Source organism: Flammeovirga sp. AWQ4_249 (assembly GCF_056161045.1).
The window spans coordinates 15,164-35,451 of the sequence record NZ_JBSWYJ010000014.1; the positions used below are offsets into that span (position 1 = coordinate 15,164).

The 20,288-nt window shown below is 31.3% G+C and carries 5 protein-coding genes; all 5 read left to right on the forward strand.

All coding sequences use genetic code 11. From position 1 onward, the window contains the following. Positions 1-242 precede the first annotated feature (242 nt). The 5 genes from ACXAHM_RS12405 (at position 243) to ACXAHM_RS12425 (ending at position 20,287) form a co-directional block, all read left to right on the forward strand. A complete protein-coding gene (locus ACXAHM_RS12405; protein ID WP_474960761.1) occupies positions 243-4,307 on the forward strand; it encodes a Calx-beta domain-containing protein in 4,065 nt (1,354 codons plus the stop codon). Positions 4,308-4,650: 343 nt separating this feature from the next. Then, positions 4,651-7,845 (forward strand): glycoside hydrolase family 2 TIM barrel-domain containing protein, encoded by a 3,195-nt coding sequence (locus ACXAHM_RS12410; protein WP_474960762.1) that lies wholly within the window; start codon positions 4,651-4,653, stop codon positions 7,843-7,845. A 195-nt stretch (positions 7,846-8,040) separates the two neighbouring features. Beyond that, on the forward strand, positions 8,041-8,832 hold the full coding sequence (locus tag ACXAHM_RS12415; RefSeq protein ID WP_474960763.1) for a DUF4846 domain-containing protein: 792 nt from the start codon (positions 8,041-8,043) through the stop codon (positions 8,830-8,832). A 193-nt stretch (positions 8,833-9,025) separates the two neighbouring features. After that, entirely contained in the window at positions 9,026-16,687 is a 7,662-nt protein-coding gene (locus ACXAHM_RS12420; RefSeq protein WP_474960764.1) for a hypothetical protein, read from the forward strand. Between the two features lie 12 nt (positions 16,688-16,699). After that, positions 16,700-20,287 carry an FG-GAP-like repeat-containing protein gene (locus ACXAHM_RS12425; RefSeq protein ID WP_474960765.1) on the forward strand — a complete coding sequence of 1,196 codons (3,588 nt, stop codon included), beginning with the start codon at positions 16,700-16,702 and terminating at the stop codon, positions 20,285-20,287. Position 20,288 lies beyond the last annotated feature (1 nt).

Here is a 20,288-nt window from a genome sequence, read left to right on the forward strand (position 1 = left end):
ATAGAGAAGTTTAGATTGCTAAATAATTCCCCATTACATTACATAACTAAAACTATACTTTATCCTCAATCTATTTAATTCGAATACATATGTAAACAATTGTAAATATATATATTATTCTATACCTTAATGTTACGAAATGGATTGTATCGATCTAGACTTAAATATAAATCAAACTATACTTGATCCAATCCGATCTTATTGTTACTGTAAATACGACAAATAAATAACTGTAAAACTTGATGAAAAAACGATCTTTACTCTTGTTGCTTCTATTTTATCCATTGATTAGCTTTTCACAAACTGGCCCTGCAGGTGTAGGAAATTCCACTTCAAATCGAATGTGGTTGAAAGCGGATGCTAATGTTTATTCAGATGCAGGAACAACCTTAGCCAATGAAAGTGATCTTATCCAACAATGGAATGATCAATCGGGAAATGCTATAAATGCTATACAAACAAATGCATTAAATCAGCCAATTTATAGAGCAAATATAATAAATGGAAAACCTGCACTAGAATTTACAGGTAATTCTTTTATTGATGGTTCTTCTCTTGGAATTGCTGGATCTGGAGGGTTTTCTTATGTATTGGTATTACAACCCACATCCTATGAAGCGGGAAACATGAATAATGGTGATGGACATTATATTTTAGATAGAACATCCGCTACTGATGAGTTAGTAAGTTTTAAAGTATTAAATCCTGATAATTATGCACTACAAAAAAGAACAGATGCAGGACTTGGTTTAACAGGACCAGTTTCCACTTCAAGTGTCAATACTTCCTCTTTTGAAGTTGTCAATTTTAGAAGAATTCGAGGGACGTCTTATGATCTATTTTTGAATGGAACTTTAGAAGCTAGTATCGGTGATTCAGACGGAGATTTAACTCCTCCAAATCCAAGAATAGGAAGACATGTTACGAGTGAAAATGAAGGTTTAAATGGTTACTTAGCAGAAATGATGGTGTTTAATTTTGACCTAAATAATGCTCAAATTAATATCATTAATAGCTATTTGTCAGCAAAATATAATCTAGCAACTGCAAATAGTAAATATGCTTTCGGAAGTAGTTTTGGATATGATGTAGCAGGAATTGGTAGAGAAGATAATATGAATGAACATACGGATGCTCAATCTGCAAGAATATTACAAGTCAATACGGCGAGTAGTCTAAGTGATGGTGATTATTTACTTTTTGGACATAATAATGAGGGAATAAATACTTGGACTTCAACTAATGTACCTTCGGACTTAGTGAATATCAATCGTCTAGCTAGGACATGGAGAGTGGATGAAACAGGAGATGTAGGAACTGTTAAGTTGACGATAGATAATACACTACTTCCTACAAGAACTGCTAGTTATACGACCTACGTCTTAATGGTAGATAGCGATGGTGATTTTACAGATGGTGCATCTGTATTTGAATTAGTGAATTCATCAGGAAGTTTATTCGAGTCAGTTGCTTCAATTGATCTAACAGATGGTGATTATATTACTATTGGAGAGGTTATTCCTACGGTTGAATTTACTGAAATCACAAGTTCTGGATTTGAAACTTCAAGTACAACTGTTGAAGCTACATTAAACTTTACACCTCAAAATACCTACACAGTTGATTATACATCAGCTGATGGAACTGCAATTGCTCCAAATGATTATACTGCTATATCTAGTGCAATGTTAACTTTTAATCCAGGAAATCAAACGACATCTTTTCCTTTGACAATAATCAATGATAGTGATATAGAAAATGATGAAGATTTGACCATTATATTATCAAATCCCTCGAGTGGTTTAACAGTAGGAAGTAAATCCACATATACTTTTACAATCAATGACGAAGACAATGCTCGAAAAATATATTTTAGTGCAAGTGCTTCCACTGAAAATGAAAGTACAACATCTATTGATTTAACTGTTTCATTGAATAATATTGATTTGACAAATGCGACAAGTGTTGCTTATTCTGTGATTGGAGGAACAGCAACAGGAAGTGGAGTGGATTATACGCTAGCAGATGGGACAATAACAATACCTGCTAATAGTGCTGATAATACTTTCAATATTTCTGTCGTTAATGATGCTATTTATGAAGAAGACGAGACCATTATTATTAAGCTTTCAAGTCCTATTAATGCCAACTTATCAACTATTGAACCTATAGAATATACATTAACTATTGAGGATGATGAATTGGAGCCGGAAATACAATTTACAACGACAAGTTCATCAGCAAGTGAAGATATAGGTTCAGTTGATTTTGAAGTACAACTGTCAGCCACAAGTGAAGTAGAAGCAAGTGCTTCTTATACAATTTCAGGTACAGCCTCTGGAAATGGGACAGATTTTACATTATCTGATGGTGTAGTGGAAATTCCTGCAGGAAGTACTTCTGTTGATATAACAGCAGTTATTGTTGATGATAATTTGATTGAAAATACGGAAACAATTATTGTCACTTTATCTTCTCCTGTTGATTGTAGTTTAGGAACAAATACAGAGTTTACTTTTAGTATTACTAACAATGATAGTTTTGGATTTACAGGTCCTGCAGGAGTGGGTGATGCGAGTAATAATAAACTGTGGTTAAAAGCAGATGATGGAGTATTTAATGATGCAGGTGTAACAGCAGCAGAAAATTTGGACGAAGTGATCCAATGGAATGATTTCTCAGGTAATGCCAATAATGCTTTGAGTAGTGGTAACAATCCGAACTATGTTACAAACGCTTTAAATGGCCTGCCAGCTATTAATTTTGGAGGAAATGATTACATCGATCCGAGTAGTTTAGGAGTTACAGGGACAGATGGGTATACATATCATGTGGTTGTTAATGTAGCTTCATATGATGCTGGTGGAATTGGGGATGGTGAAGGTGATTATATCATTGATAGAACATCTGGAACCAATGAATTAGTAAGTTTAAAAGTCGCTTCAACAAACAAGTTTGGTTTCCAAAAAAGATTTGGTGATGGATCTTCATTAGGAGGTATAACAAGTACTTCTTCAGTGAATACGAGTAGTTACCAAATAATTACTTATGCTCGTGAAGTTGGAGGAGATTTTGAGCTTTATGTGAATGGAAATTTAGAAGGTAATACAGCTAGTTCAAATACTATCATCACACCACCTACGCCAAGAATTGGAAGACATGCAACGGATGATAATAAAGGATTGAATGGCTCAATCGCCGAAGTGATTATGTATGGTAGTTACTTAAATGAAGCCCAACGTATCATTGTAGAAAATTATTTAGCGGCTAAATATGGTTTAACGATAAGTTTATTTTCTGAAAGATATAATCATGATGTATCACATGGTTTTGATGTAACGGGTATTGGCCAAGAAACGTCCTCTGATATACACTTAGACAGTGAGGGTGGAAACATTAGAATGTACAATGCGTCTAATTTAGATGATGGAGATTATTTACTTTGGGGACATGATAATGGGGATTTAAATACAGAAAGTGCAACAGGAGCTTTGTTAGGTTTAGTAAGTTCTAAGTTTACTCGAGATTGGACTGTTACTGAAACCAATGAAGTGGGAACGGTAACCGTTAGAGTAGACTTAAGTGGTTTCTCAGGGACTATTGAAGATGCAGATTTAAGACTCTTAATCAATGATGACGAAAATTATGATGGAGCAACTGTTGTCTCAGGTGCACCTTCGGTTGTCGGAACAAAAGTATATGAATGGTCAGGTATTTCATTTGATGATAATGACCACTTTACAGTTGGTTCTATATCTGTAATTGATCCTGTAGATCTACCAATTGAGCTGGTCTATTTTACGGCAAGGTTAAATGATAATAATGAAGTAGAGCTAGAGTGGCAAACTGCGTCAGAAGAGAATAATGATTTCTTTACCATTGAAAGGTCTAGTGATTTACGAAATTGGGAAGAAATCCAAAATATTAATGGTGCAGGAAATTCTTCAGTTGCATTAACTTATACTACTAAAGATACATCTCCATTAGCAGGAAATGCATATTATCGATTGAAGCAAACTGATTTTGATGGCTTTTTTTCATATTCAGAAATAAAAAGAATAAATAGAGAAACAGCATTGGATTTAGTAATTTATCCTAATCCTACACAAAATAGAACAACGATATTGGGGAGTAAAGCGGAATTATCCAAAATCAATATCTTTAATGCTTTGGGTCAAAATGTAACACATCAAGTATTCTCCACAAGTATTAGTGAAACAGAATTAGAATTAGACTTTTCTTCTCTTCGTAATGGTTTTTATGTCATTAAAACAACAGGTTCTGCGAAAAAAGTCTATAAAAAATAACCATAATTAAGAATTGAAAAACCACTTTTTCTAATTTGAGAAAGTGGTTTTTTTATAAATATTTCTAACAAATTTTATTTAAGTACCCATATAACACGTTTTATACTGAATTTTAGCTTGTCTATTTTATTCATTTCCCTGAGGTTGATAGTGTATTTTCACCATTAACAGTTTTTATAGATTTATAAGGTTTTGTGTAAGTAGTTTATATTCAGTGATTAAAGAGTGGAATTATTGGTATTGAAGAAATACCCCCTTTTTTTGAATAGAATTTCGGCCATATCCCATTTATAAAGATGTAATTTTACGCTCCATAAATTATCATGTACAAGGTTTAAAGGAAATGAACAAACTTTTTCATATTTTAAAAATCGTTTTATTACTACTTCCATTTATCAGTTATGGGCAACATAACAAGTGGGAAGACCCAACTATTTATCAAATCAATAAATTGCAAGGGAGAGCTACTTCTACTCCTTTTAGCACTTTAGCTGACGCAGAAAAGAACAATACTTCCAATGTCATTTCTCTTAATGGACAATGGAACTTTAAATACATCCATGGTTTTACTGAAGAGGTAGACATGACGAATGTAGACGCCGCTAGATGGGACAAAATTCAAGTGCCTTCTAACTGGGAAATGTTAGGGTACGGAAAAAGAATTTATACCAATACGGAATACCCTTGGGCAAAGAAAGTAACACCTCCTTTTATCCCTCATGAAAAACAAGAAATGGGATTATACCAAAAGGAATTTACAGTGCCTTCTAAATGGAATAAGAGTGAAGTAATCCTTCATTTTGGTGCGGTGACTTCTGCTTTTGAAGTATATGTAAATGGTAAATTTGCAGGCTATAGCCAAGATGATCGTTTACCTTCAGAATTCAATATTTCTGATTATTTACAGAAAGGAAAGAATACAATTGCACTAAAAGTTTACAGATATTCTGATGGTTCATATCTAGAAGATCAGGATCATTGGAGGTTATCAGGTATTCATAGAGAAGTAAAATTGATCAAAGAAAATGATTATAGAATCAATGATTTCTTTGTAAGAGCTTCGTTGGAAAACAACTACCAAGACGGTCTATTCCAAATTCATTTTGAAATGACTAATCACTATGAAAGACAAAACTGGAAAGACTATAAAATTAAGACAATCTTAAAAGATGGAGATCAAGTTGTATTTGATGAGTCAACGGATGTGAAATATGTCATCAGAAGACGTCCACAACGTGATGATTTACCATTTGCACATATCCAAACAGCAGTTGAAAATGTAAAAAAATGGTCTGCTGAAGAGCCAAATCTTTATGACTTATACATTGAATTAATCGATGCGAAAGGTAAAATCGTAGAGGTTAGAACTTCAAAAGTAGGTTTTAGAACAGTAGAGAAAAATAATAAAGGGCAGATCTTAGTAAATGGTCAACCTATCTTGATCTACGGTGTAAATAGACACGATCATCATCATCAAACAGGTAAAGTTGTAACGGAAGCAGATATGCGTCATGAGTTAGAGTTAATGAAGAAATTCAACTTTAATGCAGTTAGAACTTCTCACTATCCAAATGATCCATTATTTTACGATTTATGTGATGAATATGGTTTGTATGTAATGGATGAAGCTAACCTTGAAACACATGGTGTAACAGGTGATTTAACAAACAATAATTACTGGGCTGGAGCATTCTTAGACCGTATGGTTAGAATGGTAGAAAGAGATAAAAACCACCCATCAATTATTTTCTGGTCATTAGGAAATGAATCTGGAACAGGTTACAATCATGCGGCGATGGCTGGATGGGCGAGAGACTATGATCCTACTAGATTATTACATTATGAAGCAGGTCAAGGTGATCCAAACCACCCTGATTATTTAGCTTATGATTCGGATGCATTCAAGAAAAAAAGAAGAGAGAATAACGTTACCTCAAACGGTTCTGATCCAGAATACTTAGATATGTTAGGACGTTTCTATCCAAATGTTGACGATTTAGAACAATTAGCACATGAGGACGATTCGAATAGACCAATTATTCTTACTGAATATGCACACGCAATGGGGAATAGCTTAGGTAACTTCAATGATTATTGGACATTAATCCGCCGTGTAGATCGTCTTGTAGGAGGTTATATCTGGGATTGGAGAGATCAAGGTATTGAAATGACGGATGATAAAGGAGAGAAATATTTTGCTTATGGTGGAGATTTCGGTGAGGAAATTCATTCATCAAACTTCTGTATGAACGGTGTAATTACTGCAGATGGTAAAGCAAAAGCGGATATGTATGAAATCAGACATGTCTTCCAACCTGTAGCTATGCAATTAAAGAGTGACAACAAATTTAAAGTAGAAATCCTAAATAGACATTTCTTTGTTTCTACGGACAAGTATGTTTTCTCTTATAAAATAATGGAAAATGGAACAATCATCGAAAAAGGAAACTTTGAGGTGAAAGCTGTTCAACCAAACAAAGCAACAACTGTAGCTATTCCAGTTCAGTTTAATGCATTTGATACATCGAAAGAGTACTATTTACAAGTAGAAGCTTCTTTGAAAGAGGCCACTCCTTATGCTGAAAAAGGACATTTAGTAGCTGTAGATCAATTCAACTTGTCTAAAGGCGGATTCTACCAAGTGCAATTATCAGCTTCTTCTAAAGCATGGAAAACAATCAATGCATCAGAATTTGCTGTAGATGGTTTCTCAATCCAATTAGGAGAGGACAAAAACATTGAAACAATTTCGTACAAAGGTGAGGAAATTCTAGTAGGTGGTATTACACCAAACTTCTGGAGACCAGCTACTGATAACGATAATAGAGCTTATAAAACATTCAAAACTTTAGCGTACTGGAAAAATGCTCAAAAGACATTGAAGGTAAATAATGTAGCTGTAAATACTGAAAATGGTAACACACAAATCCTAGTAAATTATATTTTACCTGAAGGAAAAGCAGAGTGGAATACAACTTACACATTAGCTTCAAATGGAACAGTAGAGGTGACTTGTGCATTCCTTCCAAAGCAATCATTACCAAACATGCCGAAAGTAGGTGTACAAATGCAAGTACCTTCAGATTTTACGAATATCAACTGGTATGGTAAAGGTCCTGAAGAAAACTACATTGATAGAAATACTGGGGCAATGGTCGGTTTATATACCTTAAGCCTAGACGAATTCGCTCAACCGTATGCTATGCCTCAAGCATATGCTAACAGAACTGAAACACGTTTTGCAAACTTATATAATGCAAAAAACGAAGGTATCTCTTTCAACAGTGACCAACGTTTTGAATTCAGTGTTTACCCTTATTCAGATGAAAATATTGAGAAGGCAAAACATACTAATGAATTAGTGCAACAAGATGTATTGACAGTGAATATTGATCACAAACAAATGGGTCTTGGTGGCAACGATACTTGGAGTCCAGTGGGTATTCCATTAGAGAAATATCTAATCCAAGCGAAACCATATAAATTCCATTTCGCTATCGCACCTTACACTACTTCTACACAAAAAGAAATGAAGTAAGGGATTATACAAATCAAACAAAAAGCCTGGGAAGAAATTCTCAGGCTTTTTTTGTGCTAAAACAGATCATTTGAAATGAATAGTAATTGGATTGTAGACCTCTTAAAAAAAACTAAACCTTCAATAAGTAGTTAAGATTGGAATAATAAATGTATTTCAATAACTATCAAATTAAAGAAATAACATCCTAATATCATGAAAGTCAGATTAATACTAATTATTTTTATCATATCGTCATCTCTTTTTGCACAGGAAACAATTAATAATAGAATTTCTGTTCCACAAGGTTATACCAGGACTTCATTGTCCCAAAACAGTTTTGGATATTTTCTTAGAAACTTAGAACTTCTACCCAAAGGAAGTCCTGTTTTAGATTATCGAGGAGAGCAAATTTACAATCAAGAAGATCATCTTGCTATCATTAATTATGATGTTGGGAAAAGAAATTTACAGCAATGTGCAGACGCTGTTATTCGTCTTAGAGCAGAATATTTATGGAAGGAAAAGAAATATGATGAAATAATTTTTCACTTTACAAGTGGAGATGCCTATTCTTGGAATGATTATAAAAATGGTATTCGACCAAAAGTAAATGGCAATAAAGTTGAATTTATTAAGACGGCAGACATCGATAGTTCTTATCAAAGTTTTAGAAGGTATTTAGACCGAATATACATGTATGCAGGAACAATTTCTATTAATCGTGAAATGGAAACTGTCAAAATATCTGAAGAAATACAAATAGGGGATGTTATCGTAACAGCAGGGAGTCCAGGCCATGCGGTCATTATCGTTGATGAGGCACAAAATGAAAATGGCGATAAAATATTTCTCTTAGCACAAGGTTTTATGCCTGCACAATCGATACATGTTATTAAAAACAAGGAGGATCTAAATTTAAGTAATTGGTATACAATTAATAATAAAGAAGAGACACTTACTGCTGGTTATGATTTTTATAATACAAATATTAAAAGATTCAAATAATGCAATAATTGAAATTTTATAAATTTGTATTCATAGCTATTTAATTTGAAAATATTTTACAATTTTTTTTGAATTAATAAAATATTTGTAAAATTGCGAACGCAAAACTATTGATGCCATAAATTCTGCTATTAACGATTCTGCAAATTTCTGGTATTCACAAACTGGAAACTAACGATTCATACTATCTCAAATGAACAGATTAAAGCAATTATTGCTATTTGTGTATTTTTTAATAGCCCAATATGGCTATGGACAAGAATTTAGTGGTTATCTCTGTGGGGATAAAACATTTATTGCTCCTGCAATTTTATCTAATTCATTTTTAGAAAATGAGGAATATAAATGGCAGGTTCAATCAAGAATACCTTTATTCGAATTAGGACTTGAAGATACAACAGAGATTGATTTTATTAATGTTGAAGAATATTGCCTACAAGGAGGTTTTTCATCATTGAAGATTATTTCTACAGATACTGCATTAATCCAAAAACAAATTAGAATAAGAGTTACAAGAGGTGAATTACAAACTAAATGGGAATATTTTTATGTATACCCTAATTTACTTTCCACAGAGGTAAACATGGAATCTGAAAAAGGGTTTACATTATCTGATCAAGCAAATGATATAGATATTTGTCTTGGTGAAATATCTAGATTCTCATTAAATAATACTATTGGTCAATATAAAACTAATGATCAATTTAATGTGATTATATATTATGATAGTGCAGGTAGTTGGTATCATTATGATTCACTTTATAATACATACAAAGTAAATGCAGTAGAGAATGCAGTCATTCAATTTAATGGTGAAAATTTTGATATTAATTACCAAACAGAAAATGCTGTCTTGTTAAGAAGTTCAACGGATCATCTTACCTTATCTTTGAAGGAAAACTCATCTATTAAAAAATATAAGTTTTATTTTCAGATTATTGAAAGAGTAAATAGTATTGCAGAAAATAATTCAATTGAAAACTTTCTTCAAATTGTTCAGCATAATTTAAATTCAACTAATAAATGTGGCGATCCTTTACTTTTTGAATTTGATAGTACTCTTTATAGAGATAATTTGAAAATAAATAACAAAACGATTAATAAACCTTACTTTACTATTACAGAAAAAGCATCTGCATTTTATGGAACAGACATAATAGTAAAGCCTTATATAGAAGGTGGTGGATTCCAGGGTGTTAATCCCATCTATACACCCTCAACTTTCAACATTGCCTCCTTTCAATGGCCAAATGATGGAAGTAATTTAGACCTTTTTACCTTAGATACTTTAGAGTACTCTAAAAATATGTATTACTGTAGTGATTCAATTATTTTGAATTTGAAAAGTATTCCACCAATTAAACCTACTTTTTCATTTGTCAAAAATGATCTTGATCAACAAAACCCTTTAGGAAGTATAAGAGTAACCAATAATTTTCATGCTATTGATTCCATACATTATTATGATGAGTATTTTGAATTATACAAAGATTCAATTTTGACTCAATCTAATATAAATGGAGATTTTAATCAACTTATTCCTGGACATTATTTACTACGAAAAATAATTAAAACAAAAAAAGGATTATCAGTTCCAGATGTTCATTTTTATCTAGAAAAAGAAATTGAAATTAAGAACAATCGTACTTCAGTATATTTCAAAGAAGCACAAAAAAAATACATCACTGAACATCTCTCATTTGGTGGAGACTCTACAATATCAAAGGAGTTTAGTCAGATTATAAAGCCTACTCAAAAAACATCAAGCTATACAAGATTTATTTTACTAAATGAATCCTTCAAAGACACAGTTTGGATATTTAATAATGAATTTGATAGCCTTTTATTTGAAAATGTATTGGTTGGAAATTATCTAGATTCTCTACTTACATATGATCTTAAAATTACCGAATTTGATTCAAGTAAAACCATAGAAATCTTTGATACTTTACATACTGATGTAATGAGTTTAATTGAAGCAAAACCTCTTTCTTTTAAAGATGTTGATTACATCGCTGTACCTTATTATGCAGGAGGATTTAATGAGTTGACAAGATTCAACTTTACAATCAGTGGAGATCATAGTTATTCCAATTATTATCAAAGTTTCGTATGTCAGGAAAGTGATGGAGATTGGATATTTCTAGATTCCATATATATTGATTTATCAACTATAAACAGCTCTATTTCCAAGCCTCAAACTTTTACAAGATTTAAAGAACATGAAGAGTATTTCATCATTACTTTTGATCAAATTCTTCTTACAGATTCCATCAAAGAAAATATAATAAAATCATACATTAACGATTCAATAGCATCAGAGCATAAAGGAAATTTTGATATTTGCGGTCCCTATAAATATGCTTCACACAAAACTAAAGTTGATAATGTTTCTTTCCTAAATGGTAAAAGTTCTCAAGATCAGTTTCAATTAATTTGTAACAACGATGAAACAGGGGTAGATCTTAAAATAATTAACGATTCAATATTTAATTATCAAACACCTTATTTAGCTATTTCAGAAGTTGGAGAGTACCCAATATCAATTGATGATTTTAAAAAGGTAGGAGAAGATTTTCATTGGGTTTCAGAAGGTACAATTCTTAAGAGTGGTAGATATTCTATTTATTTAATGGAAGATACAGTCTATAAGTTACACCTTGAAGATGATCTATTTGGTTATTATGAAGCAAGCATTGTTGAGGTGAATGAACCTGATCCAATAGAAGTAACAAACGAAATTATCTCTACTTATGTAGATGATAAAAATAATTCTTTCCATGTATCAAGATTTAATGGAAAAGATGGTAAACTAAAAACATCGATCATAGGAGGTGTTCCACCTTTTTCAAGCAAACTCAATGGACAGGTTGATTTGGGCATTTCAGATCACAATAATGAGATAATTTTTGATAGTTTATCTGCAAATAAGTTTTTCATTGAAACAATTCAAGATAGTTATTCTTGTTCTTCAATTCTTTTAGGATATGATACCTTAGAATTATTAGCACCAGATTCATTGATGATTACACAATTTAAATCAAGTATTAAATATGGTGAATCTATAATTTATGATATCTCGAAAAGTGGAGGTAAAGATGGTCAAATCACTCTCCAGTGCATAGGTGGAATTGATCAATATAAGAGTTATTTATTTTACAGTGAAAATAAAAAGGAGTATAGCTTATTAGATAGTAATATCAACTTTCTAGAAGGAGAATCTATATTTTTTAATACCCTTGAAGCAGGTTATTACCAAGTCCTTGTCAAGGATAAGTATTATGATCAATCGATTGAAGATGAATATCATAGAGATAGCTTATTAATTTTCGATAATGCAGTGATAAAAGGAGATATTGTAATTAGTAATGTCATTCAACTTAAAGAACCTGAACCTATAAAAGTAGAAATAGTAGGTCTAAAGAATTATCAAACTCAGTCAGATTTACAGGACCTTCATGTTCAATGTGCTTTTGGTACAAAATCAAAAACAGGGAAAGTTTATATTGAAATCAAAGGAGGTATTCCAATGACAAAAGATGCAAAATCTTTCTATAGATTAGCAATTGAAAATAACCTAGGTAAGGATACATTACAGATATTGACAAACACTTCTTCTTTTAAATCTACATTTGATAGTATCTCGAACTTACCTCAAGGGATATTAAAGTTAAATGTGATAGACAATCAAGGAAATAATGCTTTTGCTGACACGATACTATTAGCACCTGATCCATTAGAAATAACGTTTTTATCTCCTATTCGACCAAGTTGTATTGATGGAAATGATGGTCAGCTTCAAGTTGATATTCAGGGTGGGATTAGACAAAATGAAACTTTTGATTATACATTACAATTTGGGAATCAAGCAGTATTATCTTCTAAGCTTAAAGAGTATAATCAAAGTGAAGGATTTAAAGAATTCCAATTAAAGGATAACTATGATTGCCCATGTAATTTGGTTCAAGACCAGACACAAGATTATAAATCTTCTTTTACTGATCCAGAAAATTATTTTAATGTCATCTCTTTTAATGATGAAAAAGTAGCTCAAGTAAATGCTATAATTGATATTTCAAGCCCTACATCATTTGGATATTACCTATCTGATTATCCTAGTTTTTCATGTCATGTAATTTCTGATAGTACTAGTTGTTATAGTGATGAGAATGGATTTGAAAATTATTCAGATGGAGGACTTACATTATACAACTTTCAAGGAGGAACAAATGATTTTTTTGATCTTCAAATTTTGAAGAATAACCTACTCATTGAAGAATATAATAAGGTAGCAAATGATAGTGTATTAATTATTAAAAATTTATCAGCGGGCTCTTATCAGTTAAGTGTGAAAAACCAAGAATGTTCTCAGTATAGCGTTATTGATTCACTTTATATTGATAAATATAGAGGTAAATTAGGATATATTACTTTAGGTACATTATCTCCGAATGGACAAGTGAAAATAGGTGAACCTGCCCCTTTATCCGTTGCTACAAGTATAAATGAACCTTTATGTTTTGGTACTTCAACAGCCCAATTAAAAATAGGAATAAGAGGAGGACATACTCCTTATACTATCCAAGTTTTTGAAGAAGATTTAAACGGGAATTTTTCTGATAAAATTATAGAGAAATTGACATCTGAAGAAATTTACACATTGGATAATTTAAAGGGTAATCGTTCTTATAAAATCTATGTGAAGGATATATTGAATTGTGAAGTTCAAACTAGATATGATGATGCAATAGTAAAAGGAAATGATGAGAAAGGATACTTTGGAATTTATTATATACCTGAGAAGGAAAATGTGATTTTACCTCAACCTCATTTAGTAAGAAAACAACATCTTACATGTGAAAATATAATCAATGGTACATTATCTTTCTTTTCAATAGGAAATGAAGAAGGGACTCAATTTAAATGGATGTCAGAAGCAGGAATTATTTCTGAAATACTTCTAATTGATAATTCTCAAGATTTAAAAGAATTAAAGTGGGGTAACCTTAGTAAGGGTATTTATACTCTTTTCTATAAAGAAAGTGAAGATTGCCAATGGGTAAATTCATATATTCAAAAAGAGATAAATATTGAACCACCTTTAAAAATAAATGAGATTTTTTTCACAAAAAGTGCAAATGAAGATTACACTCTTTTCGTAGAGGTGGAAAATATTAAAGGAGCCTTACAATTATCAAAAATTGAAGGAGATTCGATGAAGTTGATTAGTGATACACTTTCTGTAAATTCAGTTTCAACGTACTTTGAAAAACTAAAAGAGGGAGAATATAAATTAGATTATTTCTATGAAGAGTTTTCTCAATTATGTGATAAAGATGTTCAACATATTACAACTCAAAATGCTATTGAAAATACAATTGCTTTTTTGTTGAACATTCAAAATACTTCCTGTGAGAATAGTAATGATGGAAGAGTAGAATTACAACTGATCAATAGAAATTCTTCACAAATACAGAGTATTTTATGGATGGATAGTAATAGAGAATTATTATCAACTAATGAATCTTTCGAAGAAATATATGCAGGTGATTATAGCGTTGAAATCATTGATATTTATGGTTATTCAATTACAAAAACTTTTACTGTAAATTCCTCAGAACAACTAACTATCTCCAATACTCTTTTAAAAGAACCAACTTGTTACAATTCGACAGATGGTAGTATAACAGTTTTCATTGAAGGAGGTAAATCAAGTCAGTATTCTTATCAATGGTCTAATGATTTAGGAGAAGTTATAAGTACTGATTCTATCTTACAAAATGTACCAGATGGTGAATACAAATTTATTGTTTCTGAAGAAAATAATCTATCATGTTTTATTGAGAAATCATTTAATCTGGTTGGGCCTTCAGAAATTCATGTCAAAAATAGTATACGGCAAGAACCTACATATTTTGGTAAAGAAGATGCTCAAATTATCATAGAAGTAGAGGGAGGAAGTAAACCTTATTTTTACAATTGGGGCAATAGAAATATATTTTCAGATACTTTAATGAATATTGGAGTAGGTGATTATCATTTACAAATCATTGATCAAGAGGGATGTTTAAAAGATACTATAATAAGCATTGATAATCAGCCGGATCCTATTGTGGTGAATATAATAGAACATTCTAGAGAAACTTGTAGTGGAGCAAATGATGCATCAATAACTGTAGAAATTAAGGGTGGAACACCACCTTACCTCTTAGAATGGAATAATAACCAAAGAGGAAATACTTTAGTAGGGGTAAGTGCAGGAACTTATTCTTTAAAAATTACTGATCATTATTTAAATACTGTCTTCGAGGATATAGAAGTTGATGGGAATTCACAAATGAATATTGAAGTAGACAGCATCATTTCTCCTTCATGTGTTGGAAGTGATGATGGAGCTATTATTTTAAATATCTCGGGCGGGAGTGGTGAATATATTTTTGAAGAGTCTAATGTCAAAAAATTATCAAATCACTTTTATAAAATTGAAAGTTTACCTGAAGGGAAATATGATTTCAATATCATAGATAAAAATAATTGTTTTGCTTCAATTTATGGTATCCAACTTAGCGATCCGGACCCTTTAGAAATAGTCTCATTTCGCTTACAAAACCCAACTTGTTCTGAAATACAAAATGGATTAATTCAAATTGAAGATGTAAAAGGCGGGTCAGGTGAATATACTTTTGAATGGGATAATCATTCACTTGAAAATGTTAGTTTAATTTCTGGATTACAAGAGGGAAATTATACGGTCACAATTACAGATAAAGAATATGGCTGTTCATTACAGAAAACATTTTCACTTGAAAGTCCATCATCTTTAGAGGTAGAAATACAAGAAAAAACTTCTCCGACTTGTGTAAATGGTACAGATGGATTGATTAAAATAAAGGTTTTAGGAGGGAATCCACCATATCGAGTTACATGGGATGATAATTCTTCTTCTACAATTAGAGCAAACTTAACAAAAGGAGAATATTTTGTATTGATAGAGGATGAAAATGAATGTTCTATTTCAAAAACAATTGTAATAGATGATCCAGATGAACTTATATTAAATGTACATCATCTAGAGGATCAAATTCAATTATGTACTGGTACGGAGTTAGCATTAGATGCTGGTGATAATTGGGAAAAAGTAGAATGGTCTAGTGATTTTGGATTTATATCTGATCAACAGTTAGTAAGGTTAAATAGAGCAGGAAATTATAAATTATCCGTTTATAATGGACTTGGATGCCACACGGAAAAAACGTTTGAAATTATTGAAAGAGAAGATCTATTAGAAGCTAATTTTGTTATAGAATCTTCTCCTGAATTTGGTGTAGAAACTTTTCATATTATTGATTTATCATGGCCAATTCCAGATGAAATCATATGGGAAATATTACCTAAAGTAAATGTAATTGATAGCTCAAAACATCAACAAGAAATACGCTTTCAAGAAGAAGGTGAACATAGAATTATATTGACTTCTTATTTAGGAAATTGTTTTGCAGTCAAAGAAAAAACAATTGAAGTAGAGTCATTGAATAATGGAAGGTTTACAATTAGCTCAAGTCCTGGAAAGAAGGAGTTAGAACTAACTGATACTGATACTGATATTTTATATTTTAATGCTTTTCCAAATCCGATACAAAATAGTATTAATATTGAATTAGAGTTGAATGAAAAAAGAGATTTTGAAATTCAATTAATCAGCATTGGGAATAGCCAATTAATGTGGAAAGAAAAATATTTTCATAAAGAAAAACTTCTATTAAGATATGAAAATCAATTTCTACCTACTGGAATGTATTTACTTCAATTAATAACAAACGATTCAATTCAAATCATTAAGATTTTCAAAAACTAACAATTGCAACTAATGATTCATAAAAAACTATTTTACTCTCTTGTAGTCATTCTACTCCATAATAATCTGTATGCACAACAATTTGAAGAAGCCTTTTTCGCAGAACTTCCACATGTTAAGCAGAGTACTTTCATTTCTCATGACTTCAATAATGATGGTTTTAGTGACCTTGTTATTTCAGGTTTAGATGAAAACAATTTACCTGTTTTTAAATTACTAATTCGTCAAGATGATAGGTGGATCACTTGGAATACGGGAATATCAGCATTACTGTCATCATCCATTATGTTAGCAGATGTAAATCATGATAATAATGTAGATATCATTTATAATGGGAAAACGCTTCAAAATGAAGATATAGTAAAAGTCTATTTAAATAAAGGAAATCATCCTTGGATTGATGCTACTCAAAATTTACCTCAACTAGAAAATGCTACCGTTTTTTGGGGTGATATTTATTCAACAGGAAATGAGGAGTTATTCTTATCAGGAAAAATATCAGATTCTTTTACAAAAGCACTTTCTTGTTCTTATAAGAATGACAATTGGGTGACAAATGAGATAAATTTACCAATTTTTGAAAATGGAGATATTCAACTTTTTGATGGTAATAATGATGGTTACCTTGACCTCTTAATAACTGGAAGAAATCAGTTTTTTCAATACTTAAGTCAGTTATTTATTTATAAAGGAAATTATGAATGGGAATCCGTTAGTCACAATATAACAATTGGCCCTGAGTGTAAAACAAGAATGGCAGATTTCAATAATGATGGACAATTGGATATTATCTATTCTTACTTTGGTAATGCAGGAACTCCTAAAACAAAAGTATACCTAAATCATAATGGAACTTTTCAAGAAACTGACCTCAACTTACCAAATATTGCAGGAGGGGCGTTGGAAGTTAAAGATCTCAACGATGATAACTGGAGTGATATTTTAATATCTGGCGTAAATTCATCAGGGATTAGAATCAATAATTTATGGGTTAATAAGAATACATTTTTTGAAAAGTCACCTATTGATTTTGAACCTATAGCAGGTGGTGATTTATGCATAATAGATTATAATAATGATAACTTTTTAGATTTAATTTTCTCTGGTGAAACTTATCTTGGAACAAACACTTTAATTTATGAAAATCATTCTTCCCATTCCTTAATTGATATTAATGAACCAATTAATCTAACTACAGAAATTAATGAGCGTTCAGTTACATTTTATTGGGATAATGATTCTGATGTACAAGGATCTTATTTATTTATTAATAAAGAAAATGATTTTCGAGATAGTCAGTTAAAGACAGGTATTTATAACTCAAAAGCTATTATAAATGGACTTGTCGGAGGAAAATATTATTGGACAGTTATCAATGAAGGTACAGCAATTAATTATTCAAAATATGCGGAAGTAGATTCTTTTTATATCTGTGAAAAACCTTTCTTGGGAAATGATTTTTTAGCTTGTAGAAATAGTGATATTCTATTAAAGAATCCACAACAGAATTCTACTTCAAAATGGTATTCTTTAGGGGGGGAGTTATTAAGTAAAGAAAATGAGATGACATTGCTTTTTGAAGATACGATAAGCATAGTCCTAGAAAGTACCAATCTATACTCTTGTATTGGAAAAGATACAATAACAATCTATCCCTATCAAATGCCTAATTATCAATTAGAAGATAAGCAAGTGTGTGAAAATGAATGGGTTGAACTTAAAAGTGACCCAGATTGGCATTTAACAAATTGGTATTTTAATTCTTTGGATTCCGTTATGGTTTTGGATCAATGGTATCATCCCTACTTTCCTGATGAAAGTTGTAATATTATAGGTGAATTCATTACTTCAGAAGGATGTATTCTTTATGATACAATGACCATACAATTAATCGATTTACCTATTTTTTCTCTTGGGGAAGATCGGCAAGAATGTTATGGTGAAAATATTACTTTACAAATTCCAATTTCAGAAGATAAGAATGAAATTGAGTGGTTCTCATCCTTTTATGGACTTATAGAAAATCAGACGAACACCTATACTTTTTCAATAGAAGAAGATGAACAAGTTTGGGTAACAGTGACGAATAGTAATGCTTGTACTTTTACAGATACCATTCATTTTCAAAAAAATGATTTACCTGAATTTGAATTGGAAGACACACTTTTTTATTGCATAAACAATGAAGTTGTATTAGAAATAGGAGATTTTGAAGATAGTGTAATTTGGAAAAGAGAATATAGTACAAATATTGAAGAAGGTTATATTTTTAGAGGCTACTTTGAAACAACCGAGAAAGTTTACTGCAAAAGATATAATGAAAATGGTTGTTTTTGGGAAGACTCGGTTGTCATTTTACCAAATGAATTACCAGAAAGCCAATTAGAACAAGAATATTTTGTATGTCCAGAAGAGGAATTAACGCTACAAATAAATGATGAGTTTAAGTCAATACTATGGTATAAAGGTGAGGATGAAATAAAAGTTGAAAATCCAACTGAACTTACTTTATCAACTTCTGAGAATCAATATATATACCTCTTTTTAGAATCTTATGAAGGTTGTTTTACGATGGATACAATTCAAATTTCTGTAAATGAAAACCCAATAGCCGATGCCGGTGAAAACACAACAATTTGTACTTCTGGAAATGTAGTTTTAGGATCTGAAAATTTTGAGAATTTTACGTATAGGTGGTCTCCAGAAACCAATCTTAGTAATGCTTTTATTGCAAATCCAATTGCTAGCCCTATAGTAACAACGACTTATTATTTACAAGTATCTGATCAAAATCAATGTCAAAGTACTTATGATAGTGTTACGGTTTATGTCAATGAGTTTTATGGGGTAAATGCCGGAACAGATAAAGAAATTTGCCTTGGTGAAGGGGTCGAATTAGGAGGGTATCCTATAATTGATGGAGGAAGTGGAGATTATTCAATAACATGGTTTTTAAATGAAGAAAATCACGAAGAACATCCTTTTGTCATACCTTTTGAATCTCAAGATTATATTTTAAAAGTATCTCTAGAAGATTGTTTGACATATTATGATACTGTTAGAATCAATGTAAATCCTCCACCAAAGTTGAGTATTTCCGAAGATTTAGCTATTGGTTATAATGGAGAAGCAACTCTTGAAGCAAATGGGGCAAAATATTATTTCTGGAGCCCTGATTATCATATTGATCAAACAAATATTGGAAAGCCAACTGTATCACCAAAAGTTACAACTACTTATACTGTAGAAGGTATTTCTGAGCTAGGATGTTCATCAAAAGCTTCTGTTACTGTTCATGTGGGAAATGAAGTTTTTGTACCCAATCTTTTTACCCCAAATAATGATGGGAATAATGATCATTTCAAGGTATATGGGAAAGGTATAGAATTACTCTCATTTATTATTAAAGATAAAGTTGGGAATACAGTATACCAATCTACCAATAAAGTACAAATTCTAGAAATAGGGTGGGATGGTAAGGTAGCAGGGAATTTCTTACCAAATGGAACGTATTATTGGGAAATGGATGGAGAATTTACAGATGGAAGTGCTGTAGTTTACAAGGGGAATAATTATGGTGTCATCAATTTAATTCGATAAA

Bases quoted from the DNA above. Each gene is read 5' to 3' on its own strand.
- ACXAHM_RS12405 (WP_474960761.1), top strand. From the start codon at position 243: ATGAAAAAACGATCTTTACTCTTGTTGCTTCTATTTTATCCATTGATT.
- ACXAHM_RS12420 (WP_474960764.1), top strand. From the start codon at position 9,026: ATGAACAGATTAAAGCAATTATTGCTATTTGTGTATTTTTTAATAGCC.
- ACXAHM_RS12410 (WP_474960762.1), top strand. From the start codon at position 4,651: ATGAACAAACTTTTTCATATTTTAAAAATCGTTTTATTACTACTTCCA.
- ACXAHM_RS12415 (WP_474960763.1), top strand. From the start codon at position 8,041: ATGAAAGTCAGATTAATACTAATTATTTTTATCATATCGTCATCTCTT.
- ACXAHM_RS12425 (WP_474960765.1), top strand. From the start codon at position 16,700: ATGATTCATAAAAAACTATTTTACTCTCTTGTAGTCATTCTACTCCAT.